A 26,361-nucleotide genomic window follows, 5' to 3' on the forward strand; every position below is an offset into this window, starting at 1 on the left:
CTTATTTTTTGCATTTCTCTGCGACAAGCTCATATGATTTTAATCGGTCAGCCGGATCGTGCGTAATGGTGACAAGCATGAGTTCATCCGCTCCGTAGCGTGCTTTAACTTCTTGAAGGCGCTCATGCACTTCTTCTGGATTTCCGATAATCATGGCTTCTTTCATCTTCGTCATTTTTTTCTCTTCTTCTTCTGTCAGCGGATAGCTGGCCGCTTCTTTAATAGAAGGCACACCTTTTGCTTCCATTTTATCCTGTTGAATTTTCCATACGAGTGAGCTCGTTGCGATGCGATACGCTTGCTCCGTTGTTTCAGCGCAAATGACCGATACAGTGACAATCGCATAGGGCTGATCTCCGTTTCGTCTCGGCTGAAACGCCTGTTTGTACTGATCAATAATAGCTGAACCGTCTTGTTCACTCATAAACTGTCCAAACGTATAGGCCATTCCGTTTCTAGCAGCGAGCTCGGCACTTTTTTTACTTGTGCCAAGCAGCCACGGTTCTGGAGAGACAGGCGGAAGCGGCGAAGCTGAAAGCTTGGCGTATTCATGTTCAGCCGGAAATTTATCGTCTAAAAACTGCAGAAGCTCTTCAACAAGTTCAGGCATTTTAAATACTTGCTGCAAGAAGTTATCCGACAGCGCATTTGTTGCTTCAGCCGATCCACCCGGCGCGCGCCCAATCCCTAAATCAACGCGCCCTGGAAACAGCGTTGCCAGCATGTTATACGTTTCCGCTACTTTATACGGCTTGTAGTGAGGCAGCAGCACCGCTCCCGATCCAATTCGAATTCTATTAGTCTGTGCGCCGATATAGCCAAGCATCACTTCAGGAGCCGAACAGGCAAGTCCAGACAAATCATGGTGCTCTGCAATCCAGTAGCGCTCATAGCCAAGCTTGTCACCCGCTTTGGCCAGCTGCCTCGATGCTTCTAACGCTTCCGCTGGGGTCTGATGGGATGGAACGGGTGATTGGTCGAGTATACTTACTTTCATCACGCATCTTCTCCTTATTCGTTCACTTCAATTAAACTTAATGAAAAATCCCCTACCTGGCCTTTTTCATATAAATTTGTAAAAGACGTAGAGTACTGATGAATCGTTCCTTGAAAATCGAGATCTTCTTCCGGGACATTTACATGAAAAGTACCTTTATATAAAAGTGTAGTAATATCATGATATTCCTCACTTGTTACCTTAAAATCAACTGAAACTTTTGTTTTGCCTTTTACAATTTCTTGTTCATAGCTGTAAATTTGAATAGGCATATCATTTAATACAATTTCTTGTACCACGTTAAATCGTCTCCTTTTTTAGTGCGTATGAAAAATAATAGCACTTGAAGAAGTCATGAGCAAATAAAAGAGCTTCTGGTTGCGCATGCAAAAAAAGCATGGCTTTTCGCCATGCTTGTAGTCCAAAAACGATCTTATACGCGCTTTGTACGCGTGCGTTTGAATACGAAATAAAGAACAATAATCACAAATGCCGCAACTACAAACGGAAGCGTATATTTGCTTGCTACGTCTTCAATGTTCGCCCAGTTCTCCCCTAGCTTTCCGCCTAAGTAAATAAATAAAATCGACCAAGGAATCATCGCTAACACGGTTAAAGACGTAAACTTCCAAAACGGCATTTTAGCAATACCTGCAGGAATCGAAATTGCATGTCGAACAACCGGGACAAAACGAGCGGAGAAAACAACGCCCGCGCCGTATTTATTAAACCAGTTTTCCGCAAGATCAATATGCTTATCATGAATGAATAAGTACTTGCCGTATTTTTGAAGAAACGGACGTCCTCCGTAGGCTCCAATCCAATATAAAAACCACTGTGCAATCGTCCCGCCAATAATTCCGGCAATGACTGCTCCAGGAAAACTAATCATGCCTTGAGAAATCATATACCCTCCGTAAGCTAGTACAATTTCACTTGGAATGATTTCAATCATTAAGCCGAGCGCAATACCTAAATAGCCAAGGCTCGTTAAAAAATCCAAAATACTCGCAACAAATGAACTCACCTTTAATCACCTTACTCATTCTTTAATAATTTTACACTACTACTATATTCCAACCATCAGTATAAAAGGAAACTATGAACTCACTATGAACAGCTTACTTCCCTGTTGACTGCCGGTACCTTTTCCGCAGCTCATGCGTATGCAGATCTGCTAGGCGGACCGGAATCGGAAGCTTACTTTCTTTTGAAATAAAATGCATCATAAGCTGATACGACATGTCCAAATCAATATAGTTTCCGCACGACAGAAAAATGGGCTTTACCCCTTTAGCTGTCCTTACTACTCTACCATAAACTTCGCCATCAATCACAATATCTTCATAGGCGCCCTCTGTATCTTCAGGCATAACGTAATCATGTCCCTTGATCTTTAAATAGCTTTTGCCAATTCCAACGGTAGGTTTATTGAGAAAAAACGAAGCATGTGTGGCTACTCCCATATGCTCGTAGTGCAAATATCCGTTGCCATCAAATAAAAACACGTCGGGCTCTACCTGAAGTTTTTTAGCCGCTTCAAGAATTAAAGGAAGCTCTCGAAAAGCTAGGAATCCAGGAAGATAAGGAACGGTTACTTCTCCTACACTGTGCACTTTTTCCACAACGTTTTTCGTCTGATAATCAACCACTACAATGCTGCACGCTCCGTGAGATATGCCGTTTTCTTCCCAGTACGCAACATCAACACCAGCACAGTTATGTATATGCGTCATTTTGACGCGTGATGTTAAATCAATTTGTGCTTTTAGCTTTTGCTGAAGCGTCCGGCACTCCTCTTTCGTTTGCATCGTAAACGCATGTATGTACTGAATATCCATGTTCCATTCCTTTCATTGACTGACTCACCTATTATACAACTATTTTCTAAGAAATTCCTATTCTTTTTTTCACACCTTCTATTATAGCGCTGTTTCCTTAACGTTTGATTAAAATCGCTATTCGTTTACGCATTTTTTGTAAACATCATCATGAAAAAATCCCTATTTTTCTTTACGAAATGTCAACGTTTTCTACACACTTCCTCTATATCAGCATCACATTTTTTCGTTACGCTATTTCTATACCAACGCATAGGAGAGAAATGTGATGAAAAAATATTTAGCTGGTTTAAGCGCCGTCGCCTTGTTATGCTGTTCAATCGCCTCTTCTGCTTTTGCACGCACGGAAGAAAAACTCACAAATATCGCGCACCGAGGAGCCTCTGCCTACGCACCTGAAAATACAATGGCTGCTTTTCACCAAGCGTTAGAAATGAATGCGGATTACATTGAACTTGACGTGCAGCAAAGCAAAGACGGTGTACTCGTTATTATGCATGACCGTACCGTAGACCGAACGACAAACGGAAGCGGACACGTTCGAGAGTTAACGTACGCGGAGCTTCAGCGCTTGGACGCAGGAAGCTGGAAAGGGGATTCGTTTGCGAATGAAAAAATTCCAACTCTTTCACAAGTGTTAGATGAATTTCAAGGAAAAATCGGTATATTAATAGAGTTAAAAGCCCCAGAACTTTACCCCGGAATTGAAAAAAAAGTAGCTTTTGAAATCAACAAGCGACAGGTCAATCACGTTATCATTCAGTCTTTTAACGTTTCATCCATGAAAAAAATGCATGAGCTTCTCCCAAACGTTCCTATAGGCATACTAACTTCTTCACAGCGAGACGCAAGCCCAAATTCAATCCAGCAATTCGCCGCTTTTGCCACTTACTTTAACCCGTCTTATGACATCCTAACGCCTGCTCTTATCCACCAAGTCCATTCTGCCGGAATGAAAATATCGCCGTGGTCTGGAACCAAGCGGCTTCCCGCTTCATTTTTGTGGAAAACAAAAAGTGACGGAGTGATTACAAATTATCCTGATGAAGTGAATTGGGTGCAAACATCAAGTGCTATCGGACAACAGCTCGAAAAAGGAAGCGCACGCCGAGTAATTACACTTGCCGTCACAATGTGGCCATAGTTCCTGTAATCTTTTACTAGTAACCTCGTCTTCCTTACTGCCTTTTTAACGCTTCAATACGTTTAATTTCACTGAAATACTGAAAGTTCCCTTTAAAACATCTCTCCATCGTTTTAAAAAACTGCTCCGCTCCTCCTAACACCATCATAAAAAAGTCTTGTTTTGGAAGCACTGCTTTTACGGGAGGAGATGTATGCAAGGTATACAGTACAAACTGTTCAGAAGCCGATTTTAAGGTTAATACTAACGGTTGATCTGGAAAATTCATCTCTCCATATCCGGTCTCTTTTAAACTCTCCATTGCATCCAACAAATAAAGCCACATCCCATCTATAACATCCCACGCAGATGCATCAAGAAGCGGCTCACCGTAGTATTCAAGCTTAATAGCTCCTTCAAGACAGGTAAAATCAAACTGATTACCGTAACGAATGAGTTCTTCTTCGTTTGATATATCGATAAAATAGTGCGATTCCTTTTCATATAGAGATGATAAATCGGTAATCAAAATACCTGGACGCTTAATGAATGTTTGAACACGAAACAACATTATCCCTCCATGCCCTGTTTGCTTTCACAGCTCAAATAAATTTTCTCCGTCCTTATTTACCCAATACTTTTCTATTTTTGGAATCAAACCTGTAAAGTCTTCATACGTTCCTTTCCAATCTCTTGGAACGTATTCTTCAAATGAAGCCGGCTCAGGAAACAGTGAGAAGAACGTTTTTTGATCAAAGTTCACTAAAAACGAAGGGCTAAAGTCTAATACATCTTCTTCATCTACGCTTTCTATTTTATTTTCAAACAGCTTTAAAAGAGTAGCTGTGTCTGCTTGATACGACTCTATACGTTGTAAAAAAAGCTCAGCATTTTCACTGCTAAGAACCTCGATTCCTTTTCGTTCAGGTTCCATGTATTCATTAACCGCTGAACCACCTTCACTTTCAAAAGCTTGTGCAAACTTCACATAATCCAAGTACCATAGCTCTCGGTCGGTCACATACCATTGAAACTGCTTTTTATGTATCACTCCGACAATTACGTTTTCAACATATATAGGTTCTAGCATGAGATGGACCTCCTTGCTTTTATTAGCTTTGTGACCTGTTATATACAATTTAATTAATCTTTAAGCACTCTCTTTTGTACTTTTTCATTCAGTTTCGCTTTAAATATTCAGCAATTTCTATTTGTCCAAATTCCTTAACATATCGGTACGCATCCATATCCTCGATATTCTCTCCGGTATATTGAACGGAAATATCTATACCTTGATTAACTAGATATCCAACTACTTTTTTATGACCACCGTAAATTGCTGCAAATAAAGGATTTCTTTTTGCCAAGCTTACATCTAGTTCTGCTCCAGATTGGATTAAGTACTGTACTATTTCTACATGCCCCTCACCTGCTGCGACTCGTAAGGGAGAAGCATCAAATATATCACCTTTTGTATTTACATCGATTCCTTTATGCACTAGATACTCTACTATTTCCATCTGTCCTTTTTTTGCTGCTATATGCAACCAGCTACCAAATGGAGTCATGGTGTGTAGAATTGTTTTATTACTACCTATTAGTTCTTTGACTGAGTTAATGTCACCACGTTTAATTGCATTCCTTATTGCTTTATTGACGCTGTTTTTCTCCAAAGCATATCCCCCTTAATGTAGTCGCCCATTATTGCCGTGTTTTAATATAGACATCTCCCTCAATAATTTAGCTGTTTCTACCGTTTTTGCTTTTAAATAGTTGTGATCAATTAAAATCACTGTCGTATTTGTAGTTCTTTTAACACTTTTGTTCGCAGATCATTCATTGTTTTCCTATTCGTATCATCATTTAATAAAGAAGTTAATCTTTCTATGTAACTATCCGCATTCTCTATACATCTTTCAAAACCATTTATAAAATGCTCTACTAATGTATCATCCACTAAAGCAATGGGTTCGGGGTAATATTCGACGCCTTCTCTTTCAAATGCTTTTCTACTAGTATAAGCAACTGCATCAATAATACAGTCCCAGACTATCACATCTGTTTTATTATCTGACATCTCTTGAATTATTGTGATACCATTTTCCTCGTGATCTAATAATTCATAAAGAGTATCTCCACTATTTTCTTTGTCTTTTAACCCTTCCCAGCATTTACATATAACTTTCCGGGCTAAAATTTGATCTTCCGTACGAGAAAGTAACGGTACCACTTTTTCTGAAAGTGCCAAAAAAAATATCACTTTATCATGTTCTGTTAAACTATTGAAGTTAGCATTAGTCATTCTTAAACTCCGTTTCCATTTCCCTCACTATGATGAGCTTAACGCCTCCGTCCATATATCTTTTGCTCTTCTATGATTAGGAAAGAAAGTTTTTTATGATCTTTTTATCATATTCATCTTCTGAAATAATCCCTAAGTACTTATACTCCCAAATCACCTGTTGTTCATACGGGTCAACAGTAAGAATATCTTCATACCCGTAGTCTATCTCAAATTTCCCATCATGACCTAAATGCAAAGTTAAACTTGTCCATATCTCCTGCTTGTTTTCTATAAATACATCTAACAACTCACGAAAGCACTCTAACTGTTTATCTAATAACACTAAGTAGCTCTGTTCTGACACCTCAAATAGTTCAGGTATATCATGACTATATATAGGTTCATCGCTTCCTTTTGGATAATAAAAGAAATACGTTGCTTGAGAACCTTCTCCTACTTCTGCATACAAATAGATTTCTCGCCAGTCTTCTTGTATCATTTCCTTTAAATTATCGGCCACCTTTTGATAAATATTATTAAGCTTTAATTCCATCTACTGTCCACCTTCTGCTTTAAATATTCAGCAATTTCTATTTGTCCTCGTTCAATCGCAAATGTGTAAGCATCCATTTCTTTCATGTTTTCACCAGAGTATGTGATCGATATATTAATATGATTCTCAACTAACAGTTTAACCATCTCAAAATGACCGTTATATATGGCAGCAAACAGCGGATTTCTATCTGGTTCACTGATATCAATTTCAATATTATGGTTAATAAGATACTTAGCAATATCTATATGTCCTTTTGCAGCCGCTCTTTCTAAGGCATTGGCAGAAAAAGTTCCTCCTTGTGCATTAACATCTATTCCAGCACAAATAAAGTACTGGACGATTTCTAAATGACCATGAGCTGTCGCTACATGTAGCCATGTGCCAAAAGGTGTGACCCATGTTAACATTTCTGGCTCTTTCTCAAGTAAGTCTCTCACCTTATTTAAGTGACCACCTTTTATAGCACCTCTAATAGCTTTTGTCATTTGAGTTATTTCCATTTTTCGTTTTCCCTCTACTTTCTACCTTGTAGAATTCTCTCCAAAATATATCGTCTCTCTGCTTGGTGTAATGCGCTGTAGTGTGGGGAGCTTATTGTCTATAGCAAGACTCGATTCGTTGCTTCTTCATATACTCCTACTAGTCTTCGATACTATAATTTTGTTTGATTTTATGTAAAAGAGCCATCACTTTTTCTTTATCATGGGCATGATCTTCAATATATACGTGGCAAATTTTGTTCAAATAAGTTAAAAACGTTTCATAATCAACAATAACACTTTTGTCAGTGTCACCCGTACCGTCTAGAAATTCAATGCCGTTTTCCACATAGCCCTCTTCCCACGGCTCTAAGTCCCCTGAAAATGTACAAGTGTAGTACTCATTTCCATAACCAGTTTCCTCTGAAAAATAATGTAAGACTTTTAAAAATTTTTGATCTGATAAAGCGCTATAAAAACTTATCATGGGAGACAACGTACAATCTATATCATGAAATAATTCTACGATCTTCTTCATTCGTATCCCCTTTTTATAATTAATTGAATCAACATTTACTATTTGATCACGACTACTTCTATGAGAGCCTCAAAAAATCCACAATTATTTTCATGCCCTACTTTAGCTGCGGATTAATGAAGCATAGCTAAAAATTCTTTGAATGTATCTGCAACAGGATACGTGTTCGGCTCAAGCTCAGCAGAATTTTCATGATCTCATACACAAACGCTAGGGTTATCTCTTGAATTTCTATAATCTAAACACACAAAATCTCCTGCAAATAACATTGCGATTGGTAATAAAGCTACTCCCAATAAATCTCCATCATCTGTAAGCCGATCCTCTAATTGAGTCCACGTTACATCAATGTCAAACGTACCAGCTTCATTGTTCTCTGGGGCTTCAAGAATACATAAAAACCTTATTAATACATAGCTATGACTCTTCACTTTAAAAGCTTTTGCTTCTGGAGAAGCCCCGTTATTTCTTTTTATCATTTGTTTATAGTCTGGAGGTAATTTCACTCTCCAAAACGCTTCCTTTTCAGCTAGTAAATTATCCGATGGTAATGGATAAATGATTGAATCTTTTTTTATTTCCATTGAATGTACGCCTTCTCTGTAGTATTCTTTCATTCCCTATTGTAATATGTATATTTAACATAATGAATTACACTATAAGCTGTTCATTTTTTATCTATCTTTTACAGCCTCGAGATATCTCTTTAGATGCTTTTGTCCTAGCTTACTTTTTGGCAAGATACTAAGGTATTCATATTTCCATATTGTCTTCCTAGCATGGGAATCTGCGGCTGAAAGATCATCATAATTAAATTGAATCGTAAACGTTTCTTTGTGATTAAAAATTAAAGTGAAGCTGGTCCATGGCTCTTGGTTCTCACTTCCGGTAAACACTTTCCACAATTCTTGGATGCAGTCTAATAATTTGTTCCATTGTTTAACATAGTCTTCTTCACTTACAGCAAAAATTTCAGGAATGTCATGACTGTATATAATTTCATCACTGTTATTAGGATAATAATAGAAGTACACTGTTTGGGCACCATCAACAACTTCACCATAAAGATAAACTTTAGAACACGCTTCCGGAATGGTCTCTATTACGATATTGCCCATGTCTTGATATAGCTTATTCACTTTTTCTTCGTTCATCTAACATTCCTCCTGCTGCCTTGTTAAATTGCCTAAGAAGCCCTAGCAAAATATTAAAGTCTATTACGTTTCACCTTTTCAAACCACTCATTAGCATTATAACTAGCGGTTTTAACATCATCATTTGTATAAACCAACTCGTAATTGTATTCCGCTGTAAAGTGGCCGCTCTTCACATCATAAATTAATTTCATCTCCGTTGGCATGTCTCTGTTATTTTCTTTACACAGCGCTTCAATTTTTTCAATATCTTCATTTAAAATATCTAATACCATAAATCCTCTTTTCGGAGATGTATCATATCTTTCACCCTCATCCTCTAAGGCGTCGTTCACTTGATGAGATTTTACATATTGATTGTTAATAAGATAAAAAAACTTACTAGCGATAATGTTTCCTTCACACGAAGCATAGATATACACTTTGTCGGCTCTATCGTTAATATACTCTATACAAATTGATATCATATCAGCTTGGAGTTCACTGAATCGGTCTTCAAATTCTTTCATATGATGTTGCACCTCGCTTATAAACTTTTAATTCTACGCTTGTAAAATGTTCCCTTGATGCAATTCTTTAGGGTTAATTTAGTACCTTCATGAGGTGGGAATTTAACCAAAAATACTGGATTTATGCTAAATTGGATTATTGGGATACTCATTTAAATACTTATTGATTGATTAAAGTCTTGCTTTCGCTATCATCTGGTTCTGTTCCTAAATATTTATATTCCCAAATCACTAGCTGGTCATCAAAGCTATAATCCGTGTCAAACCAATTTGTATAATCATAATGCACCTTCAATTTGCCATCGCTATTAACAGATAGTGTAAAAGAGTACCAAAGTTCTTGCTGATTATCTTTAAAAACGTTTCTTAATCTTTTACTTAACTCAAATAAAGCTCGATCCTTCATTTTATAAAATTCTTTATCAATATCGTCGTATTCACAAGGAATTTCTAAACTATATTTATAGTTCTTTTCATTCTCAAGGGTATTATAAAAAAAGTAAGTGCCTCCGCCCGTTTCGGATATTTGAGCGTAAAAATAAATCTTTGTCCATTTGGTAGGAATCATTTCATTCACTGTTTCAGAAATTCCCCTATAAATTTGATTTATTTCTGTTTCCATACTCAATATGTTCGACCACCTAACTGTTTTTCCAGTTTATAACGCGTTCCTTACTGTACCATCCATTAATGTTTCTCTATAACTATTATAAACCACTACAATAAACTCACCATTACTCTTATCATAAAACACTAAAGTACTAAATACTTTCTCTCTACTTCCTGCATTGCATTCTTTACATTTCAAATACTAACTTTTTACTCCAACATAAAAAAAGAATTCGACTCTTTTCGAATTCTTTTCCTAATTTAACAACTTCTCTCCTCATTTTTTTGCTCTTAAGCAATTTGTACCACCTGCATGAGAGACAATCTAAACCCAATCAATTTTCAGTCATCCTTTGCTTTAAATATTCAGCAATCTCAGTCTGCCCAAACTCTCTTGCATATTCATAGGCATTCATATTTTTGATATTTTCTCCCGTGTATCTAATCGACACATCTATTCCTTTTTGCACTAAATATTTAACTACTTCTTGATGCCCCCCATAAATTGCTCCAAACAGTGGATTTCTCTTCGCTAAGCTCACATCTAGTTCTGCTCCAGATTCTATTAAATACTTTACTATCTCTAAATTACCGGACCCAGCTGCTAAATTTAACGCAGAAGCATCAAATGTCCCGCCTTTCGCATTAACGTCAATTCCTTTTTCAACTAAATATCGGACGATTTGAAGGTTCTCTTTTTTAACCGCTACATGTAACCACGTACCAAATACATTCACGGTATTCAAAGTCTCTATATCATCGCCTATTAGTTTTTTCACTGCGTTAATATCGCCAGTTTTAATGGCATTTCTTATCAATTTCTTACTATGGTTTCGGTTCACTATGCAAACTCCTTCATTATCATCTACTCAAATAGGATCATTCGGAAATTCACTATCGTACTTTGCAATTAATGCTCTATCTTTTTCTTCACTTGCTTCTTCACCTAGATATTTACGTTTCCAAATCATCATTTGGTCACTAAAACTATACTTTGTATCGAACCAATTCGTATAATCATAGTGTATGTTCAACTTCCTGTTACTATCTACAGACATTGTAAATGAATACCAAAGCTCTTGATGATTATTTTCAAAACTGCTTCTTAATTGATTGCTCAATTCAAACAGTTTTCTTTTACATTTTTTAAATTCTTGTTGATCCACATGATACTCAAACGGGATTTTCAAACTATACGTAAAACTTTGTGTATTGTGAGGTGTATTATAAAAAAAATAAATACTTCCCCCATTCTTCTGGTATCATTTTATTCACTGTTTCAGCTATTTCTTTATGTAATTGCTTCATTTCATTTTCCACTTTTAGCAACCTCCGATACATTTGACCTTAATGAAACACCAACAAAAGCGGTCTCACCTGCCACTCTTTTCATGACTTCAGTTCGCTCAAATTCTATACCTGCCATTCTTCCAGATTCAGCTGCTTGATATGTATATCTAACTTTCCTTATGTATTTCGGATTTAGACCTAACTCTTTTCTCTTGTTATAACGCGTTTATTACTCCCTAAGGTTAGTTACTAATTCATTATATTTTAAAAATATCAACCGCATCTCCTGGAGATTTATTAATAAGGAGTTCAGGAATGTTTGGATTACTCTTCTTTAATTTATATTTTTGAATATTTGTTAATTCAGGATTGAAAGAAATATCCTGAGATGTAAACTCTAAGTTTATGAGTTTATTGTAAACTTCCCCTAAAAAATTTTTCCAATTTTTCAAGGAAGAATTTGAAACCTCACCAGGATCTTCTAACATACGATACCCGTCTGCATAATGAAACATCAGTAAACCTGTTCCAAAATCACAAGCTGCATTTTCTAGAATAACTGTTGGCACTTCAAACCCACTATTCCAGTTATAATTTGCAGCAGAGTAATGAAGCAATAGAGAGTTATTAGTATTCAATAAATAACTTATTATATAATCCTTATCTGTGCTATTAAGTAACTGTTGAAGAAAATGAATATCGTCCTTATCCATAAGTTCTTGCCTCCTTTTTAAAAAACTCAAATGCTATAAATTATTGATTATTGCTGTTAAAATTCTCTTCATATCTTTTCATTTTCATCATTTGTTCTTTATCTTTTTCATCCGCTAATTCTCTACTTAAATATTTGTACTCGAAAATCCCGCATCTTCACTTTGTGCTTACTGCTTCCTTTATTTGTATAGCCTTAATAATTATTTAAATAGGATTATTTGGATATTCTTTTAAATACTGATCTATTAAACTTTTAGTTTTTTCATCCGCCGGTGCTTCATCTAAATATTTATACTTCCAAATCTTTTTCTGTGCTACAAATCCGTAATCTGTATTCAACCAATCTGTATAATCAAATGATACAGAGAACTTCCCTGTTTGCTCTAACATTAGCGTAAAAGAATACCATAGTTCCTGGTTATTTTCTTTAAAGATTTCCCTGAGCTGTTCACTAAGATCAAAAAGCTTATCTTCTTCATTATTAAATTCTAGTTCCGATATGTTAAATTGTTTTGGTATATCTAGACTATACGTGTAGCTATTATCTCTAATTGATTTATAAAAAAAGTAAACTCGTCCCCCTGATTCATCAATCTGTGCATAAAAATAAAATTTCTCCCATTCTTCTGGAATCATATTATTAACCGTTTCTGCTATTTCTTGATACAATTCCTGTAACTGGCTTTCCATTTGCATAAAATTTATCCTCCTGACTGGTTTTCAACTGTTGCTATCCCTAGTTCTTCATCTTCAATTTGGTATGTTATCCTAACTGTTTATCTTTAACTTTTTTATATTTCTTCAAATCCATGTCAAACAACTAAAAAAAGACACTATGATACTTATATATCGTAGCAACTATTAAGCTGACACATCTTATGAACTCTAGCTTCACAAAGGAATTAGCGCTCTTCTTTGCACAAATATAAGTATTGGCCAAATTCAGGAAACACATCCCAGTTTTTTTCAAGGGTATTGTTTGCTTCGCGCTCCTCGACTGAACCATTTTTTAAATCACGCTTTTCCATTGCTATGTAACCATCTTCTCGGAAATTCAAAATCAAACTACTTACTTCTGTATTAGTTTTATCATCATATTCCCAATACATGGCTGTTCTTAAAAAAAGCTTACCTTCACTCATAACTTCGAAATCATAATTTAAATATTTACGAATTAGTTCATCATAAAACCCTACCGAAACCCATTCATTTGTAATATTTATAATATACTTGTGCTTCTCATCTTCCCTTAGTACGACCGTATAGGGTTTATGTTTTTGGTGGTATGTGTATGCAGTATGCTCATCAAGAATGTTCCAAGGCTTCTTTTTGATATCTGACCATTCGTCACAATAATACATTTCCATAGTCACTTGTACACCTTCCCATAATATTTCTACTAACAGTGCTGTTTTTTTCCACAAATTCTTTATACGTTTCTGGTAAATTCATTCTCCATTTACCTTCCTTTTCAGAAAGCACAGTATCGTCCGGCAAGGGATAAATGATTGACCATCCTTACATTCCATTTGTATACCTCTTTAACATTGTGATGAAGTGTAATATTAAAAGGCGATATATCCATTTGGCTTCTGATCATCGTCCTTCTCATAAAATTCAAATATTAACTTGATATTCCTTGATGATGCTACCTTCATGAACTTTAATAAAGCATCATTCAAGTATACAAAATGTAAATATCTCAAAAAAACAACCAAAAGCAGCTGTCATCTAAAAGTCTCATCTGCTTATCTTTGAAGTTAAAATCTGCTTTTGAAAGTATAGCTAAATAATTACACATTTTTAGAAGTTTCTTAGTTATCTATTTCTCAATAGACTCATCAATAAAAGTCTTTATTGAAATTAAATCTACCCTTTTATCAGCATTCTTTGGATAGTTTTCTTCAAGAAAGTGTAATAGCTTATCTGAGATACTATTATTCTCATATACCTTTTCAAAATTTGTTATGAAGCTTTCAACAGTCTGATAATCAACACTTTCAATAGTCTGGGGAAGATACTTTTCTTTTTCATATTGATACGCCTCCCAGATTGTATATGCCAGAGCATTTCCAATACATATCCATACTTTTTCATTATCTTTATCATCGGCCAGTTGCATATAAGTCATGATATCTGTTTCATCTATGTTTTCTAAATATACATACAGGCTATCTGCGTCAAAATCCTTTAATTTTAGCCATTCCCAAGCTTTTTCTAATGACTCAACCGCTACTTCAAATCCTTTAGATTCAGAAATCTTGTTGATAATTAAATTAGATAGCGACAATAGATATACGACTTTAGCATCCTTGCTCAAATTATTAAATCGATTCATTTGATTTGGTGATCTTCCTTCATACATGGTTACCTTTTGAGTAATTTTATATATTTCGTGTCTTTCCCTTCAAATAACCTTCCTTCTGATTTTCGATTAGCTATATCAAAAAACTCTTTGGCAATTAAAAGGGATCCCAACTCATAATAAATAACGCCTGAAATAAACTCTTTTTCACCATCATCAAATCGTTTAAAGCCTGATGAGTATAGATGAGTTAGCCAATATTGGGCACTTTCATAGTCATTCATTATGATAAAGGTATCAATGATATCTTTTACCACCTCATAAGTATCACTATATAACCCTTTTGGAAGCGGAATCTCTTCCCACCCTTTGATTAATACATCAACAGATTGTTGATAATTTTTCTGTTCAAATAACTGATCACTTTTCACTCTATATTCTCCAACTCTTTGTTGGATATTTAATTCCATTTTCATTTACATTCTCCTTAATAAAATGGGATGACTTGTTAAGACTAAAGATACATTACTATTTAATAGTTTTGCACTTATAAAATTTGACTAGACCTATTGATTCCTATCCTAAAACATAAAAAGCGCCTTTTTCTTTCCTTTAACAATTACGTGCTGTTAAAAATAATGCATTTAACTGCTTTTTGAGGTGTGCTTACTGTTAGTTCTCACCATTTGCTGTAGTGGTCTACACTTACTCATTCGTTCTGTTTATTTAATAGGTTCCATACACTGAGTTAAAATAATTTCATAAAGTCTTCTCTTTTTATTGAGGTTTCATTGCTTATACACTCATAATCATAAAGAACTAATTCCATTCTTTCAATTTCCTCTACTGTGATAAAACCGGTTTCAACTGCGCTATTCAAAAAGACAGTGATACTATCTGCACCGATACCTTCCAGTGCTTGCGGTACATATTTTACTTTTTCGTTTTTATAAGCTTCCCAAGATGTATAAGCGACGGCATCCACTAGTAGTGACCATAGCCTAGCCATATTCAAGTCTTCTTCTTCCTCAGCAAATTCTGAGATCCCTGTATAGTCTGCACTATCAATAAGCTCATAGAGTTCATCTCCAGTTACAGTATGAGATTCACCCCATAACCAACATTTGTCTAACGCTTCTCTACCTGCTGGATATCTTTCATCACCTTTACTTATTACAGAAAATACTCTTTCAGCAAAAATTAAAACAGCCCCAACTTTTCGTTCACTTTGTAAATTAATAATAGATTTATTTTCCACAAAATCCTCCTTATGTTTATTTAATAATCTTTCCATTTTTTTAACGTACACGTAATTCATTTTTGAACTTTTCTATGATTGTACTGATTGTCCATAAAAGAAAGCACCTGCTTCCTTTTATGGACAATCAAGTGCTATATGCTATATAAACTTAGTTTATTTACACATTATTTTTTAATTATCTTGTAACCCTATTAAAATCCATTCATCTACAATATCCCAGAAATCAACACTATATTCAGGCTGGTCATTGGTGAACCACAGTGTTGCTCTATTATCCGTACAATTGTTCAAATCCACCGCAACGTATCCACCCATACCATTCTCAAAAAATCCATAAGTGGTATCAAGATTGATTTCTAATGGATGCTCTAAATCATCAAGAATCCCCCATTCATCTTCTTTAAAATAAGTTACTCTCTCTAACGGTACTAGACCCATTGCTCGACTTGGCATATAATAAAAGCCATTATGTAACTTTCCGTAAAATTTAACAATAGATTGCGGAACACTTGACCAAGCTTGTTGCATGTCTAAATCGTAAATTGATTTGTTTGGTATTCCCCCTTCATAATAAAGAATTTCGTCATTTTCACTCTTCACGCTATATAGAATGGCGTACTGTCCATTATCTATAATGAGTTCAACATCTATTAAATTCTCTTTTAAATATGAGATCGTATGACTTAATTCTTTTTCACATACCCGATTCCATAAAGCAATTATTTTATCTTTCCTCTCAGTCTTGTCAGTTTCTATAAATACTTCCATCCATTCTTCCGGGATTTTCTCTTTCTCAATACTTAGTAAGTCTTCATTAGATACAAACTCAATACTTTTTCTGTATTGTTGTAGAAAAGATAACTTATTCACTTAGAATCACTCCTATTTATCCTCTTAAATTCATTTATTAAACTATATTTATTTTCTTCTGTTAGACTATTGTAGAAACCTAGGTGATTTTCAGTATTCATCATTTTTTGGGTCTATTTAAGCTAGTCAGTATATTTAAAATCATGAGTTTTCGGCTTTTCACCTGTCATATTACTTCAATACATTTTGTTTTCGTATCGACCAATGATCTTTAGTGATTTTTTGTGGAACTGGCTTCGTTTGAACAGGAACTTCCAAAATTAATTCTCCCTCTACTCGACCACCTTTTAAAGTGTTTAGGTTAAATTTACCAGAATAATATTTTTTAGTAAATTCACTTAAATAACTTAATGCGGTCTTTTCTTGTACTTCAGTCAGTTGAGTGAATTTCCTCGAGACAATTTCCCCACCTAGAATATAAGAATCAACAACATATTTCTTCCCATTGTTTTTTCACAAAATTGGGTATTGATTTCTTTTTAGATACTGCTTTACCATTCTCTTTAGCATACTTATAAAATTATCATGTTCATTTCACCTTTCATACTGAAATACAAAAAGCACTCATCGTCTCTCTTAGACAATTAAGTGCTTTAAGTTTGCAAGTTTTATAGTGAGAGTGTGACACCCTTTACATGCTGTGACAAATCATACATTAAAACGTAGGTGCCAATTTTACATACAATTTAAAAGCTACTTCTATATCATTTTCAACACTTGTTCTTTCACATTTTCGTCAAACTTAGCTCCTTCTACATTTGCTCCTGTCCAAACTACATTGTCGAGTTTAGCACCGGTAAAATCCGCTTCTGTGAAATCCCCATTTAAAAGGATTGCTCCGGTAAAATCCGCTTCTGTGAAATTAGCATTTCTAGCATCTACCGCTGATAAATTTACATTTTCCAAATGCGCTTTTTCAAATTTACTATTTGTCAGATTGGCACCGCTGAAATCCGTTCCCGTACAGTCGGCCTGTTCCGCATCAATTCCTGACAAATTTGCATGGCGAAATGTAGCATGATTTAAAATTGTTCCAACTAATTCTCCATGTGAAAAATCAGCCTCATCAAAACGAGTTTCAAAGCAACTACTTATATTTATCTTTGCATATTTCATATTTGCTTTAGAAAAATCCGCTTCGCCAAACCTACAATCTGCCATGTTAATTCCCTCTAAATTACAACTTCTGAAATCAGCTAACTCAAAATCGCAGTCATGAAACGCTGCTCTCATTAGTGAAGAGGCTCTCAACACAACACGTTTTGCCATAATACGCCTTGCCATTACTTCTGACAGGTCTGAAAAACTAAGGTCTAAATCACTCATATCTACCTGATCTATAACCTCATCATTATATTGAGATCTATTTACTATTTCCATAACCCTTATTCGCTCATTACTTTTCTCATCCATGATTACAAATTCCTTTCCTTTAATTTTCTAGATACTTCTTCCAAGCAACATTGGGCGAATACGTGACAACCATTCGACTTTCATGAAAACTTGGCACAGCTATTACTTGAGCTGGTTCTAAGTATTTCATTACATGTAACCACCGATCTAGCAATGTATCCCTATCAGCTTCTAATGGATTTTGTAAAAGATCCATACAAACCCCGCCCCATTCTAATTCCGATACGACAGCGGGAGTATTTAGTAAGAATTCTTTATCAAACATTTCCAAAACCTGACCACTAAAATATGTTCTAGCTCCTACCCCCAAAGGACCGTTAGGAAGAAATCTAACCGGTATAGGTAGAGATGAGATATTCATCCATTTTTGTAAACGTTCACGTTCAGTATTCCGAGGATTAGGTACTGGCCAACAAATTTGAGCTACTCCAAAACAAGGTTTTGCAACTTCTGCGATTTGATCAGATAGCACAAAAAAATCTGACAAAAATTTTTGAGGAATAGATTTTTGAAATTCAAATTTCAGAAATGAACCATAGTTCAAGTTAACTTCAAAGCGTCCTCTATAGTGCACAGATTTATCACGATACAGATGAACTTCAGATACTTTACGTCCCGAAATTACTTCTTCTAGAATTTCCTCACGATTATATTCTACCCGTACCGTTTCAGCGTTCCCCCAATGAGTAGGAGCAAATTTTTCATTTGACTCAAACACATCCAAAAGACGACCTAATAGCTCCTCTTCGTTAAAAGCTACTGTGGGGTACATTGAAATTGAAAAATAATTAGGTTTCATCTATATCCTCCTTACATACTAGATGTCATATCAGCCTGCAATTCACTGAATAAATCTTTAAATTCTTTCATACTACTTTTACTTCTTTAACAATAATAAAATGCTGTAAGGCCATGCTTGCCATCAATAATATATTTAACTATAAATTTCCTTTGTTTGCATATTACTCTCAGTATAAATGTTTTTAACGTCAACACTTGTTTTTTTGAAATATTTTTTTAAAAATTCAACCTCATTTCTCTTTAACTTTCTGATATTTTTCACATTCACATCGGATAATTTAAAAACAAAAAATTGCTCACAAAAAAACACTTGTTGCCTAAAAGGCAGTCAAGTGCTTATAGTTCATTTTGTAATATAGCTTTGAACATTACTGAACTGGTCCCATGAATTCAGTAACAATAAGAATATGTTCCTTCAATTTGACTTTTTTTAGATTCTCTACTTTTTCTGCTCCACCAAGCCCTAATAATGGAGTATAACCAAAACACTCATCATAAGCTGGCAACTCATAGTGGTCTACCGCTTTTATATAAGGTGACCATTCTAATGATCTCTGTCTAAATGGTTCTTCCTCTAAAAATCTAATAAATAAAGAATATTTTGAAGCTAGCACTTTCGTTTTAGCCTTACGATAGTTAACCATCACTACATAGGACTCATTATTTTCATCCATCTCAAATAGTATAATATCACCCATGGATGTAGCAAAAATTGGAATAGTCCCTTCATTTCTTAAATATGTGTCAGTTATCAACTCCCTAAAATCATCAGGGTTAATTACTTTTAAATAACCATTCAGAAGAGTTCCATATCCATATGTTTTCCACGCTTCAATCAATTCTTTTGGAAGATGCTCTTTATATTTATTGATTGTTTCTTCTTCTACTGTTCCACTTTGCCGAAAATCATTGTATATATTCAATTCCTACTCCTCCCTAGTGTATAAGCTTTACATTTAAATACGTGTTTTTGAGTTGTTCAGGCGTCATATCTTTAGCCATCTCTTCTATTCCTTCAATCTCTAACAATATGTATCAAGTTCAAACCTTGTTCCTTACAGTATACTTTGATTTCGTCTTTTTGATATTTCAACTTACCTGTCCTTGAGTTGAGAATTCTGTATACTCAACAACGTTTAATTTTTCAGCCTCCCATTACGAAATTAAAATTTATGTAACGCTTTTTTAACGAATAGCGAGTATTATAAGGCCGTATCTAGTAAAAATACAATTCATAATTTATTAAGCCAAAGCAAAGTTCGAACATCCTTTTACTTTATCCATTGTTTATCGCCTAATTATTATATTATTTTCACAAACCAAGTATTAAAACATAATGCCTTGATGGTACAACCATCATAAGCTATTGATTTTCATTAGCATTTTTTATGTAGTCCAAAGCATAAATTTCTCACAAAAAACAAAAAGCACTTGTTGCCTAAAGTAGACAATCAAGTGCTTTAAATTCTACTGTAACCCTTTTAAAAAGTTCATAATATCATCTTTTTTTAGCGAAGTATTACTATCCTTTAAATAATTAATGAACTCTTTAACCACTATCTTATTTATTAGTTTTATCTCATAAAAACCGTTGGGCCCATTCGGCACTGGGTAGTCCCCAAATTATAAAACAATATCTTGAAAACCAACCTCGACTATTTCTTCATCCTCAAATTTTACCGCAAGACCATGCTCAGGTTCCCACGTGCATTCAAGTAACAAACCAACTTGTCTTACATCTTCATCAAAGACCATAGGAAATATCAGTTGCTTAGGTTCAACAATAGTAGCTACCTCGTCCTTTGTGGATATGACAGGAGCCATCTTATCAGCGAATTTCTCACCGAGTCGCTGTCTGTAATCTTCGTAAACTTCTAAATAATAGTTCAATATAGCATCCTCAGCCAAGTTCAAAAGACGTTCTTTGTCATTAAAAAATTTATGATAAGCATTGACCTGTGCATCTTCAAATTCTGCATCATCTTCCGCTTCAATATTTAATGTTACAGTCTTTTCATGTCCAAACAAGGTAATGTTCATAGCCCTCTTCCAACCATGGTAGTAGGCTAATTCTCCAAACATTTTATGTTGAATGGTCTTCATTGCTGCCACCCTCTACTTGTTTTTTTACTTTACCTGCCTTAAAAACTCCACTTAGGGTTTCATTGACCCTCTCATTCTTATAAGCAAATGTGGAGTCACCACGTTCTTCATTCTATTTTCCATTATTCACCGGTATTTGTGCAAGTCTTTCTCCATACGTATTGTTAAAGGTTCTAGCTGGGCTCTTCTGCGCAACTTCAAACGTACCCTTAGGAGCCTCCTCAAAATTTACGCCTTCTCTCAGTAGCGAAACTGCCTTTTATAAAAAGAAACCCTTTAACGAGTAACTGACACTCAACCAAGGGTTCTTAATAAGTAAAAAGCTATTTTATTATTAAATATGTTCCCTCTTAACTTGCTCAAACCACCGCCTAGCAACGGAACTTGCAGTTTCATTAGAATCAATTGTATGCACAAGCTCATACTTATAATCTGCGGTTAATTTATTTGCTTTAACATCGTAAACCAGTTTAATCTCTGTTGGCATTTCACGATTGTATTCTTTGCATAATTTAATCATTTCTTTAATATCTTCATTGATTATTTTAACAACTGCTTTTTGACGGACTACAGAAGTATCATAAGAAAAATCGTCTTTATTCTCTACATTGATCAATGCATCATTAAGTTTATGTCTCTCGACAATTTTACCATTGATATTATAAAAAAAATCATTTGAAATAAGACCTTCTTCATAAGAACAATATATATATATTTTATTTGCTCTATCGAAAACATACTCTAAACATATCGAAACCATATCCGCCTGCAATTCACTAAAGTAATCCTCAAATACTTTTCCCAATATATTCACTCCTAGTTTAGTATATTTATTCCCTCATATCTTCCGTCTATCTCATATTCAACGATAAATTCTGATGGCCTTTTATTATTTCCCTCGTATTTAATTTCAACATTAACTTTTACTTCTTTAGGAGGAGTCTCTTTTAAGGCTGTAGCCCATTCTTCTTCTATCTTTTTATATTGTTTTAGATTAACATCCGATAACTGTGAAACTAGATTATCAATTTTAGGCGATCCACCAAATCTATCACCTGCCAAATGGCCTGCATGATCTTGCCCTTTAACTTTACCAGGTGTATTTTTACTGTGTGGTAATCTTTCTTCTCTGTTTGTTAATTGTAAATTTTCTGTTTCAAATTTCACAAGTCTACCTGCATTATCTGTTTCATAGAAGTAGTCATACTCTCCTGTTATATATCTTATATTAGGCTTTAATCTATTTTTTCTTCCATTTGTATACTGTTCTCCTCTTCCCACGAATGTTTTAACTTCACTTTCTCCAGCTAAACGATTACCCGTACCCTTAGTATTCTTTCGAATTTGAGGCTCACTCACACGCTCTACTTTTACAGGCTTATCAACTTTCCGAACCGTCTCTACCTTAACCGAATCACCCAGCTTCTCCACATCACGCTTTGACATAAACCTTCCATCAGCTTTGCGATAGCGATTATGAACAGGATCGTAGGTCACCTTACCAATCATCTGCATCGTCTGTTTCTTCGCGTTCTGCAAGGTCTCCCTCACCGTCTGCTGGGCAAGTGCTGGACCAGCCGGCACAAGTTCTGGCATGAGTCTTGGCATACTGCTGTCTAGGATGTTGTTATACGTTTTATGTAGCGACTGAGTCCAAGAGGCCGGTGCGTTTTTGACGCTTTGGTAGGCTTGCTTTGTGACGTTGGCAACAGCGCTTGTGCGAAGCGTGTTGCGCATGTTGTTGAGTTTTTCGGTTCCTTTGGTCGCAAGGCTTTGTCCCATTTTCCCCGCTACTTTCGTAGAAAGCGCTCCAGCTCCAGCAATTCCTAGTGCTTGCAGAAGACTTGCTTTACGCTGTTCTTCACTGATTTTATTCCCGAACATGTCGCGTCCGGTCACGTATTCTCCTAAGCCGTTTGCAGCCACAAGACCGTAGAGGCCTTTTTCGGTTTGCTCCAGGACTTTGAAGGATTTGGCGGATTTGTAGGCGTCTAGGGCGTGATCCGCTGCGCTTAGGCCTTTAGCCGTTTTGTAGATGGCTTTTCCGCCTTTTGCGGCTCTTCCTACCCAGCCGACAACCGGAATGAAGCCGGCTGCTGCCATGGCTCCCGCTGCGACGCGCTGTGAGGTGGAAAGTTTTTCACCCGTAACAGGGTCCACGCCTTCTGCTGCTCGTTTATAATCATAATATCCGCTGACCTCTCCTGTAAAGGTAGAAACCGCGTCCCACGTTTTTTCATACCACGGCTTGTTTGCTTCTTCTTCTTGCTTTTTTTCCAGCTCGTATACTTCTTCTTGCTGCTTGTTGTAGTCAACATATGAAGTTGCATAGTCGTTTAGCTTTGTTTGAACTTTATACAGCTCGCTGTCGTGATAGGCTTTTTCGTCAAAGGCAAGCTGATAGACACTTCCTCCTTGACTCGTAGCCAGCTCTAAGCCGCTTACTAGCGTATCCACTACCGCATAGAAGTCGTCCATTTCGCTGTATTCTTTTGACCATTCAGCGTCTAGCTGGTTCACTGCTTCAATTGTATCGGTGCGTTTTTTCTCTGCTTCTTCTATTTTATCGTTAAACTCACTCGTTGAAAACGCTGAAATAGAGACGATATCATCGATGCCGTTTAAAATACTCTGCAGATCGTCGTGCTGCTGCGCAACCATTTCTTTAGCATTGCTGTTGGCGTTTTTTAGCTCTGTTTCTAAAAATGATTCAGTTACAATCGTGCTTCCTGATAGCTTTGCTTTTTCAGCTTTAACGTGAAGCGTTGAAAAATAGCTTTGCTGCATTTTAATTAAGTTTTCCCACTGTCCGGCCGTATCGGCGTGCTGCTTATAAAAAGATTTTATATTGTCAGCGCCTTTTCCTTCTAAGCTGCCTTCTAAGTCCGCTACGCCCTGCAGCGCTTTTTTCAGTTCACCCAGCTGGCTGAGTAACTCATCGTAGGCTTTTTCCCTGTCTTTTGCTACATCAAACAGCGCTTTTGCATCGTATACCTTTCCCACAGTCATCCCCCTTTGCTGCTACGAATGGATAATAGATTCGTCTTGTTCTTTTAGTAAGTCTACATTAGATTTTGTATCTTTTACGTTTTTGTTTAGTGCTTTTATATAAGTAGAAATAAGCTTTTGAATTTCTTCTTCGCGCGCTTCCCATTTCTCTGTAGTATCAAGGCTATTTTTTCCAAGGTCAGGCATTTTGCTAATGGATAAATTTCCAATCGCTGTGCTGACTGCTTCAAGCTTTTTGATAACGTCAGCGTGATCAAGCTTAATTGTCATGAAAACAGCCCCCTTCTAATTTCACTAATCTTGTTTTCTACTGCGTCATAGGCTTCTTCACCTTTAGCTAATAAAGAATCCGCTTCTCCAATAACGGCGTTCAAGCCACTCAAAGCTCCTTTTTCAGCTTCTAGCGCCCATATCTTTGTTTCAATTTCACGAATGTATCCATCGTAATCACCGTCTAAAATGCCTTTTATGTTGTCGTAGGCTGCCGTACGTTTTTCGTCAAAATCATCCGATAACGTACCCGTCCATTTGTCTCCCAGCTCAGGCTTTTTGATGTGTTCAATTTCTTTTAATGAAACAGCTTGTTCATGCTCAATTTTACTTTTAGCCGTTCTTAGCTTAGAAATTTTCCCTTCTACATCTGAGACTCTTCCAGATACTTCACCCAGCAGTCCGTCTAATACGCTTCCTAACCCCATATCGTTCCTCCTGTTCCGCACATTTCGAGTTTAATCCAATAATTATAAGTATAAAATTTGTCTCATTATAGCTAAATAGGAAAAAACTCTCTTTTTTATGCTTCTAGTTTCATGAATTGAGATAAAAATGGAAAATCAGAGAAAAAAGACTCATGTCTAAATACGTCATCCAACCATATACCGTTATCTAAAACAAAGAATAAGTAGAATAAAACCATTTCTTTGTACCCATACCCGTTTTTTCCCACAAATTAAAGCTTTTTGCGTAAAAAGACCAACTTTACTTCGTTTTTTTACACAGCAAAAAACCTCTGCACGTTCTGCAGAGGTTTTGTTTTATACTTGAACCGGCGTTGGTTCTTCAGCTGTTTGTTCGTGCTGTATAAGTCCGTAGTTTTCCCATGCTCGGCTTTTCCAGCGAAAAAACATAATAACTGCGCGCGTCCATTCATCGGCTGCGATGGCAAGCCAAATGCCAGTGAGCCCCATGTCTAAATGGAAAACGAAGAAATAACCGAGCGGCAAGCTCATCATGACCATCGACATCGCACCAATCAACACCGGATATTTGGCATCTCCCGCTGCCCGCAGCGAGTTAATCAGCACAATGTTCATCGTTCTTCCCGTTTCAAGCACAATGCTCAGAAGCAGCACCGTCGCCCCAAGCTCAATGATATGCGGATTGTCTGTAAACACGCTGATCAGCTGTGTTCTGAATGTCATCACAAGAACAACCATCATCATCGTTACGGCACTGGCCCACTTGACGCTTTTCCATACGCGATGGTACGCTTCATCTTTTTCGTTTCCGCCTACTAAACGGCCGACAATAATCGCTGTGCCCATTCCAATCGCAATGGCAAATAAGTAAATGAACATTGAAATATTCATCGCGTACTGTCTCGCAGCAAGTGATTCTGCTCCTAAGTACGTCGCATAGTATAAAAAGACAATTTGACAGCCTTGATACATCACTTGTTCAAAAGCCGATGGAATACCGATTTTTAAAATTTTACCGATATATTCTTTTGAAAGCGTAATGTAGTATTGAAATTTCACTCTATATTCCATCACTTGATACAGCAGCCAAAAGAACACAATAAGGGCAACAAATCGGCTGAACGCAGATGAAATCGCTGCTCCTTGCACGCCCATTTCCGGAAAGCCGAACTTCCCGAAAATTAAAGCATAGTTTCCTGCAATATGAAAAATGTTCATTCCAAGTGAAACAAACATCGCCTGCTTCGTAAAGCCATGTACGCGAATAATCGCTGCAAGAGAGTTAATAATCGCTTGAAGAAAAATAGCTCCTCCAACGATGGATAAATAGCTTTGTGCATACATCAGCACGTCACCTTGTAAGTTCATCGCTTCCATCATATGTCTTGAAAACAAAAGAAAACCCGCGCTAATGACTAGCCCGACTCCTAAATTTAACGTAACGGCCAAAGCAGAAATCTTTGACGCTTCCATATACCGTTTTGATCCTAAATACTGAGAGACAACAATTGCCGCTCCGTTACCAATGACCTCTAACACCAAAATCGCAATGTGAAGGTATTGATTGGCTGCTCCGACTCCTGATACGGCATCATCCGACAGCGCACTTAGCATAAAGGTATCAGCAATCCCCATTAACATAAAAAGAAACACTTCTAAAAAGATCGGCCACGTTAAGAAAAACAAATTCAGCTTTTCTTTTGGCCCTTTTTTTGTTTCGACCGCGGTCATCCCATCACCTTCTTTACCGATATCCAATTTCAAACAAGAAGTATCTTACCACACATTTCCTTTGTATACATCCCCT

31 protein-coding genes and 4 pseudogenes are annotated in these 26,361 nt (G+C 36.2%); 1 reads left to right on the forward strand and 34 read right to left on the reverse strand.

Annotated elements, in window-relative coordinates; all coding sequences use genetic code 11:
- Position 1: 1 nt before the first annotated feature.
- The 4 genes from ACH0CI_RS21350 to ACH0CI_RS21365 form a co-directional block, all read right to left on the reverse strand.
- Positions 2-997: an LLM class flavin-dependent oxidoreductase gene (locus ACH0CI_RS21350; RefSeq protein ID WP_406902228.1), complete on the reverse strand. Its 996-nt coding sequence runs from the start codon at positions 995-997 to the stop codon at positions 2-4.
- Positions 998-1,011: 14 nt separating this feature from the next.
- Entirely contained in the window at positions 1,012-1,296 is a 285-nt protein-coding gene (locus ACH0CI_RS21355; RefSeq protein WP_063247850.1) for a DUF3219 family protein, read from the reverse strand.
- Positions 1,297-1,430: 134 nt separating this feature from the next.
- Positions 1,431-2,024, reverse strand: coding sequence for an undecaprenyl phosphate transporter UptA (gene uptA / locus ACH0CI_RS21360; RefSeq protein WP_013057365.1), 594 nt, complete (start codon positions 2,022-2,024; stop codon positions 1,431-1,433).
- A gap of 94 nt (positions 2,025-2,118) precedes the next feature.
- On the reverse strand, positions 2,119-2,838 hold the full coding sequence (locus ACH0CI_RS21365) for an endonuclease V (RefSeq protein WP_406902229.1): 720 nt from the start codon (positions 2,836-2,838) through the stop codon (positions 2,119-2,121).
- A gap of 268 nt (positions 2,839-3,106) precedes the next feature.
- On the opposite strand from ACH0CI_RS21365, the gene ACH0CI_RS21370 reads away from it, so the two are divergent.
- Positions 3,107-3,982: a glycerophosphodiester phosphodiesterase gene (locus tag ACH0CI_RS21370; protein WP_406902230.1), complete on the forward strand. Its 876-nt coding sequence runs from the start codon at positions 3,107-3,109 to the stop codon at positions 3,980-3,982.
- Between the two features lie 34 nt (positions 3,983-4,016).
- Here the strand turns inward: ACH0CI_RS21370 and ACH0CI_RS21375 are convergent, their stop codons facing one another.
- From ACH0CI_RS21375 to ACH0CI_RS21515, 30 genes and pseudogenes are all read right to left on the reverse strand, one after another.
- The gene (locus ACH0CI_RS21375; RefSeq protein WP_406902231.1) at positions 4,017-4,529 is read right to left on the reverse strand and encodes a hypothetical protein; all 513 of its coding nucleotides are present in this window, start codon (positions 4,527-4,529) and stop codon (positions 4,017-4,019) included.
- A 27-nt stretch (positions 4,530-4,556) separates the two neighbouring features.
- Entirely contained in the window at positions 4,557-5,051 is a 495-nt protein-coding gene (locus ACH0CI_RS21380; protein ID WP_406902232.1) for a hypothetical protein, read from the reverse strand.
- Between the two features lie 88 nt (positions 5,052-5,139).
- On the reverse strand, positions 5,140-5,634 hold the full coding sequence (locus ACH0CI_RS21385) for an ankyrin repeat domain-containing protein (protein ID WP_406902233.1): 495 nt from the start codon (positions 5,632-5,634) through the stop codon (positions 5,140-5,142).
- A 116-nt stretch (positions 5,635-5,750) separates the two neighbouring features.
- Positions 5,751-6,263, reverse strand: coding sequence for an Imm6 family immunity protein (locus ACH0CI_RS21390; RefSeq protein WP_165575062.1), 513 nt, complete (start codon positions 6,261-6,263; stop codon positions 5,751-5,753).
- A 76-nt stretch (positions 6,264-6,339) separates the two neighbouring features.
- The gene (locus ACH0CI_RS21395; protein ID WP_047750816.1) at positions 6,340-6,798 is read right to left on the reverse strand and encodes an antitoxin YezG family protein; all 459 of its coding nucleotides are present in this window, start codon (positions 6,796-6,798) and stop codon (positions 6,340-6,342) included.
- Positions 6,789-7,301 (reverse strand): ankyrin repeat domain-containing protein, encoded by a 513-nt coding sequence (locus ACH0CI_RS21400; protein WP_406902234.1) that lies wholly within the window; start codon positions 7,299-7,301, stop codon positions 6,789-6,791. Before ACH0CI_RS21400 ends, ACH0CI_RS21395 begins: the two co-directional genes overlap by 10 nt.
- Positions 7,302-7,440: 139 nt before the next feature.
- Positions 7,441-7,818: a ribonuclease toxin immunity protein CdiI gene (cdiI, locus tag ACH0CI_RS21405; RefSeq protein WP_253352893.1), complete on the reverse strand. Its 378-nt coding sequence runs from the start codon at positions 7,816-7,818 to the stop codon at positions 7,441-7,443.
- Positions 7,819-7,931: 113 nt separating this feature from the next.
- Positions 7,932-8,402 (reverse strand): annotated as a pseudogene (locus ACH0CI_RS21410) (SMI1/KNR4 family protein).
- Positions 8,403-8,492: 90 nt separating this feature from the next.
- The gene (locus ACH0CI_RS21415) at positions 8,493-8,972 is read right to left on the reverse strand and encodes an antitoxin YezG family protein (RefSeq protein WP_335708237.1); all 480 of its coding nucleotides are present in this window, start codon (positions 8,970-8,972) and stop codon (positions 8,493-8,495) included.
- A 53-nt stretch (positions 8,973-9,025) separates the two neighbouring features.
- A complete protein-coding gene (locus ACH0CI_RS21420) occupies positions 9,026-9,481 on the reverse strand; it encodes a DUF600 domain-containing protein (RefSeq protein WP_335708236.1) in 456 nt (151 codons plus the stop codon).
- Between the two features lie 126 nt (positions 9,482-9,607).
- Positions 9,608-10,103, reverse strand: a pseudogene (locus tag ACH0CI_RS21425) (immunity protein YezG family protein).
- Between the two features lie 322 nt (positions 10,104-10,425).
- On the reverse strand, positions 10,426-10,932 hold the full coding sequence (locus ACH0CI_RS21430; RefSeq protein ID WP_098331806.1) for an ankyrin repeat domain-containing protein: 507 nt from the start codon (positions 10,930-10,932) through the stop codon (positions 10,426-10,428).
- A gap of 27 nt (positions 10,933-10,959) precedes the next feature.
- Positions 10,960-11,410, reverse strand: a pseudogene (locus tag ACH0CI_RS21435) (immunity protein YezG family protein).
- A 227-nt stretch (positions 11,411-11,637) separates the two neighbouring features.
- Positions 11,638-12,093 (reverse strand): DUF4274 domain-containing protein, encoded by a 456-nt coding sequence (locus ACH0CI_RS21440; protein WP_406902235.1) that lies wholly within the window; start codon positions 12,091-12,093, stop codon positions 11,638-11,640.
- A 205-nt stretch (positions 12,094-12,298) separates the two neighbouring features.
- Positions 12,299-12,784 carry an antitoxin YezG family protein gene (locus tag ACH0CI_RS21445; protein WP_154991762.1) on the reverse strand — a complete coding sequence of 162 codons (486 nt, stop codon included), beginning with the start codon at positions 12,782-12,784 and terminating at the stop codon, positions 12,299-12,301.
- Positions 12,785-12,996: 212 nt separating this feature from the next.
- Complete coding sequence (locus ACH0CI_RS21450; protein ID WP_195696836.1) at positions 12,997-13,461, reverse strand: hypothetical protein; 465 nt, start codon at positions 13,459-13,461, stop codon at positions 12,997-12,999.
- Between the two features lie 455 nt (positions 13,462-13,916).
- Entirely contained in the window at positions 13,917-14,432 is a 516-nt protein-coding gene (locus ACH0CI_RS21455) for an Imm6 family immunity protein (protein ID WP_025751639.1), read from the reverse strand.
- 29 nt (positions 14,433-14,461) lie between these two features.
- Complete coding sequence (locus ACH0CI_RS21460; protein WP_028413068.1) at positions 14,462-14,875, reverse strand: hypothetical protein; 414 nt, start codon at positions 14,873-14,875, stop codon at positions 14,462-14,464.
- Positions 14,876-15,147: 272 nt separating this feature from the next.
- Positions 15,148-15,657 (reverse strand): Imm6 family immunity protein, encoded by a 510-nt coding sequence (locus ACH0CI_RS21465; protein ID WP_335707364.1) that lies wholly within the window; start codon positions 15,655-15,657, stop codon positions 15,148-15,150.
- Between the two features lie 174 nt (positions 15,658-15,831).
- Positions 15,832-16,530: an SMI1/KNR4 family protein gene (locus tag ACH0CI_RS21470; protein ID WP_335707363.1), complete on the reverse strand. Its 699-nt coding sequence runs from the start codon at positions 16,528-16,530 to the stop codon at positions 15,832-15,834.
- 699 nt (positions 16,531-17,229) lie between these two features.
- Entirely contained in the window at positions 17,230-17,943 is a 714-nt protein-coding gene (locus ACH0CI_RS21475) for a pentapeptide repeat-containing protein (RefSeq protein WP_406902236.1), read from the reverse strand.
- Positions 17,944-17,962: 19 nt separating this feature from the next.
- Positions 17,963-18,742 carry a hypothetical protein gene (locus ACH0CI_RS21480; RefSeq protein WP_406902237.1) on the reverse strand — a complete coding sequence of 260 codons (780 nt, stop codon included), beginning with the start codon at positions 18,740-18,742 and terminating at the stop codon, positions 17,963-17,965.
- Positions 18,743-19,112: 370 nt separating this feature from the next.
- A complete protein-coding gene (locus ACH0CI_RS21485; protein WP_028408252.1) occupies positions 19,113-19,667 on the reverse strand; it encodes a T6SS immunity protein Tdi1 domain-containing protein in 555 nt (184 codons plus the stop codon).
- 13 nt (positions 19,668-19,680) lie between these two features.
- A pseudogene (locus ACH0CI_RS28275) lies at positions 19,681-19,755 on the reverse strand (polymorphic toxin type 15 domain-containing protein); the annotation flags it as partial.
- Positions 19,756-20,367: 612 nt separating this feature from the next.
- A complete protein-coding gene (locus ACH0CI_RS21490) occupies positions 20,368-20,847 on the reverse strand; it encodes a DUF6985 domain-containing protein (RefSeq protein WP_335707360.1) in 480 nt (159 codons plus the stop codon).
- A gap of 334 nt (positions 20,848-21,181) precedes the next feature.
- On the reverse strand, positions 21,182-21,607 hold the full coding sequence (locus ACH0CI_RS21495) for a hypothetical protein (RefSeq protein WP_051418580.1): 426 nt from the start codon (positions 21,605-21,607) through the stop codon (positions 21,182-21,184).
- A 56-nt stretch (positions 21,608-21,663) separates the two neighbouring features.
- A complete protein-coding gene (locus tag ACH0CI_RS21500) occupies positions 21,664-23,850 on the reverse strand; it encodes a T7SS effector LXG polymorphic toxin (protein WP_335706535.1) in 2,187 nt (728 codons plus the stop codon).
- An 18-nt stretch (positions 23,851-23,868) separates the two neighbouring features.
- Positions 23,869-24,126, reverse strand: coding sequence for a YwqI/YxiC family protein (locus ACH0CI_RS21505; protein ID WP_136789180.1), 258 nt, complete (start codon positions 24,124-24,126; stop codon positions 23,869-23,871).
- Positions 24,123-24,554 (reverse strand): YwqH-like family protein, encoded by a 432-nt coding sequence (locus ACH0CI_RS21510; RefSeq protein WP_013057382.1) that lies wholly within the window; start codon positions 24,552-24,554, stop codon positions 24,123-24,125. The genes ACH0CI_RS21505 and ACH0CI_RS21510 overlap by 4 nt, the downstream gene beginning before the upstream one ends.
- Before the next feature lie 336 nt (positions 24,555-24,890).
- Positions 24,891-26,285, reverse strand: coding sequence for an MATE family efflux transporter (locus ACH0CI_RS21515; protein WP_406902238.1), 1,395 nt, complete (start codon positions 26,283-26,285; stop codon positions 24,891-24,893).
- Positions 26,286-26,361: the final 76 nt, after the last annotated feature.

It is taken from the genome of Priestia sp. 179-F W1.4 NHS (genome assembly GCF_045369295.1).
GTDB lineage: Bacteria > Bacillota > Bacilli > Bacillales > Bacillaceae_H > Priestia > Priestia zanthoxyli.